The organism is Angustibacter aerolatus, from assembly GCF_054776675.1.
On record NZ_BAAHBM010000159.1, the window covers coordinates 1 to 3089 of the forward strand.

Consider the following 3089-nt stretch of genomic DNA (forward strand, 5'->3'; position numbering starts at 1 on the left):
CGGCGACCACGGCGGCCCGTCGAGCTCGGCGGCCCGGCGCCGGTCGTCGCCGACCTGCTCCAGCGCCTCGTGAGCGAGTGCGGCGGCGGTGCGTGCGGGCCGGACCGGCCCGGCGTCCGGGGGGTCGAGCTCGGCCGCCGCCGACGTCACCGACCGCTCACAGCGTGACCCACTCGGTGCGCAGCGCGCGCCCGCTCGGGGTGACGAGCCGCAGCCGCAGGGTCGGCGCCGACACGGTGGCGCTGAACCGGCCCAGCTCGTCGACCGGCACCTGGTCGGTCTCCGTCATCGTCTGCACCGACAGCGCGCGCACCGGCGCGCTGACCTGGCCGACGAGGTCCCAGCCGGTGCGGCCGCGGCGGGCACCCAGCTCGACCTCGACGTCGTCGAGCGCGAAGCTGAACCAGTGGTCGGTGCGGCTGCCCGGTGCGGCCGGCTCGCCGCGCACCAGGGCACCGGCCTCCGCCTCGAGCAGCGGCAGCAGCTCGGCGTCGAGGTCGCGCAGCTCGATGGCCGCTCGGGCCGCGAGCCGCACGTGCTCGGGCACCGGGTCGAGCTGGTCGTGCAGGTCGCCGAGGGCGGCCAGCAGCAGAGCGTCCTCGGGGCGCTCGGGCTGCTCCAGCGGGGCGCTGCTCATGCCCGCACCCCGTCGCGGTCCGACCAGCCGAGGTCGCCGAGCGCGGCGCGCAGCCGCTGCAGGCACCGCCCGCGGGTGGGGCCGATGCTGCCGATGGGCATGCCGAGCGCCTCGGCCACCGTGTCGTAGCGGGGTGGCGGCGACGCGCTGAGCACGCGCAGCAGCCGCTGGCAGCGCGGTTCGAGGGCGCGGACGGCGCGGTGCAGGACGGCGTCGCGCTCGTCGCGCAGCAGCGCGTCGTCGACGTCGGGGTCGCCGGCGGGCACGAGGGCGATCTCGTCGTCGGCACCGTCGACCAGCTGGCGGCGGCGCGCTCGGGCCAGCCGCAGCGCCTCGCGCCGGGTCGTCGTGGCCAGCCACCCACCGAGCCGCTCCGCGTCGTGGATGCCGCCGAGGTGCTCGACCAGCCGCAGCCAGGTGGTCTGCACGACGTCGGCCGCGTCGGGGGTGTCGAGCCGGTAGGAGCGGGCGACCGACCAGACCAGCCGCTCGTAGCGGCGCACGATCTCGACCCATGCCTGGGTGTCGCCGCGGTCGGCGCGGCCGAGCAGGTCGCCGACGGCGGCCTCGCCGACCGCCTGCAGCCGCAGGTCGGCGCCGCCCTGCTCGGGCAGCCGACCGCTCGTGCCGGGCGACCCGCCGGAGGCCGATGGACTCGTCGAGCGGGTCGAGCTGGTCACGGCGGGCTCCTTCGACGCGTGGTCGCGGACGCCCGAGTCTCCCGCAGTCGGGGCGGATGCGGAAGCGACTTCGGGTGTCGGGCGGGTGTCGGGGGGCAGCACGGCGGTCGGCGTCACGTGATGGAGGAGGTGCGGGACGCCCGCCTGATACGTCCGGGCCCGAACCGTCTGACCCGTGGCGACTGGGGACGGTCGGGCGGGCGCGTCGTCGGCCGCCGCTACGCTCCCGCCCATGTCTCGCCGCAGCGGCCGCCGCCCGTCGTCCGCCCGCGACCTCGCGCTGGTCGCCGTCTTCGCCGCCCTGATCGCCGTGCTCGGCCTGCCGGGGGCGCTGTCGCCGTTCGGCAACGCCGTGCCGATCACCCTGCAGACGCTCGGCGTGATGCTCGCCGGGTCGGTGCTCGGCTGGCGCCGCGGGGCGCTGGCGGTGCTGGTGTTCCTGCTGCTCACCGTCGCCGGGCTGCCGCTGCTCGCCGGGGGCCGCGGAGGGCTGGCCGTGCTCACCGGCCCCAGCGTCGGCTACCTGATCGGCTGGCCGCTCGGCGCCGCCGTCACCGGGTGGCTGGTCGAGCGCCGGCTGCCGGCCCTGCCGGTCTGGTGGGGCGTCGTGGCGAACGCGCTCGGCGGCATCGTGGTGGTCTACGCGGTCGGCGTCCCGGTGCAGGCGGCCGTGCTCGGCACCTCGACCGTCGTGTCCGTGGCGATCGGCGCGCTGGCCTTCCTGCCCGGTGACGCCGTCAAGGTGGTCGTCGCGGCGGTGGTGGCGAGCGCCGTGCACCGCGGCTACCCCGCCGCCAGCCCGCTGGCCGAGCGCGACCGGGTGCCCACCCGCACCCGGTGACCGACGACGCGCGCGCCCGCGAGGTGCTGGCCGCGCTGCGGGACCCGTCCGGGCGCGAGCTCGAGCTGGCGACGTCCGGCAGCACCGGCGCCGCCCGCCCGGTGCGGCGGTCGGCCGCGTCGTGGGCAGCCACCCTCGACCCGCTCACCGACGTCACCGTCCTCGGCCCCGACGACGTGGTGTGGCTGCCCGGCCCGGCGACGTCGACGCTCTTCCTCTACGGCGCCGTGCACGCGGTGCACGTGGGCGCCCGCACCGCGTGGGGTGCCGCCGCGCCCGAGGTCACGGCCGCGCACCTGGTGCCGCTGCAGCTCGCCGACGCGTGCGACCTCGCCGACGCCGGCGGCCTGCCCGCACTGCGGCTGGTGGTGGTGGCCGGTGCCGGTCTCGGCGCCGGGCTGCGCGAGCGCGCCGTCCGGCACGGCTGGCGGGTGCTCGAGTACTACGGGGCGGCCGAGCTGTCGTTCGTCGGCTGGTCGGACGACGACGGCCCGATGCGCGCCGTGCCGGGCGCCGAGGTCGAGCTGCGCGACGTCGGCACCACCGGCGCCGGAGAGCTGTGGGTGCGCTCGCCGTACATCGCGACCTCCGGGCCGGCGCTGCGTCTCGACGGGCGCGGCTGGGCGACCGTCGGCGACCGCGCGGTGTCGGACGGCGACGGGTGGCGGGTGCTCGGCCGCGGCGACCTCGCGGTGCAGACCGGCGGTCACACCGTGCCGGTCGAGGAGGTCGAGCGGGTGCTCGAGCCGGTCGCGGGCACCGGGCACCTCGCCGTCGTCGGCCTGCCGCACCCGCGTCTCGGGCAGCGCGTGACCGCCGTCGTGGTCGTCGGGTCCCGCTCCGACGCCGAGCTGCTCCCCCGGCTCGAAGGCGCGGCCCGCACCCTGCCCGCCGCGCACCGCCCGCGCGCCTGGCTCGACGCGCTGGCCGC

General features: G+C 78.3%; 4 protein-coding genes. 2 read left to right on the top strand and 2 right to left on the bottom strand.

Annotated elements, in window-relative coordinates:
* Positions 1-157: 157 nt before the first annotated feature.
* Both ACYVI6_RS18355 and ACYVI6_RS18360 read right to left on the bottom strand, forming a co-directional pair.
* Entirely contained in the window at positions 158-637 is a 480-nt protein-coding gene (locus ACYVI6_RS18355) for a hypothetical protein (protein ID WP_460447741.1), read from the bottom strand.
* Positions 634-1317, bottom strand: coding sequence for an RNA polymerase sigma factor (locus ACYVI6_RS18360; RefSeq protein ID WP_460447742.1), 684 nt, complete (start codon positions 1315-1317; stop codon positions 634-636). The genes ACYVI6_RS18355 and ACYVI6_RS18360 overlap by 4 nt, the downstream gene beginning before the upstream one ends.
* Before the next feature lie 232 nt (positions 1318-1549).
* Between ACYVI6_RS18360 and ACYVI6_RS18365 the strand changes: the two genes are divergently transcribed.
* On the top strand, positions 1550-2158 hold the full coding sequence (locus ACYVI6_RS18365) for a biotin transporter BioY (protein WP_284287055.1): 609 nt from the start codon (positions 1550-1552) through the stop codon (positions 2156-2158).
* A partial coding sequence (locus tag ACYVI6_RS18370; RefSeq protein ID WP_460447743.1) for an AMP-binding protein occupies positions 2155-3089 on the top strand: 935 nt, incomplete at its 3' end. The genes ACYVI6_RS18365 and ACYVI6_RS18370, both read left to right, overlap by 4 nt.

Bases quoted from the DNA above. Each gene is read 5' to 3' on its own strand.
- ACYVI6_RS18365 (WP_284287055.1), top strand. From the start codon at position 1,550: ATGTCTCGCCGCAGCGGCCGCCGCCCGTCGTCCGCCCGCGACCTCGCG.
- ACYVI6_RS18355 (WP_460447741.1), bottom strand. From the start codon at position 637: ATGAGCAGCGCCCCGCTGGAGCAGCCCGAGCGCCCCGAGGACGCTCTG.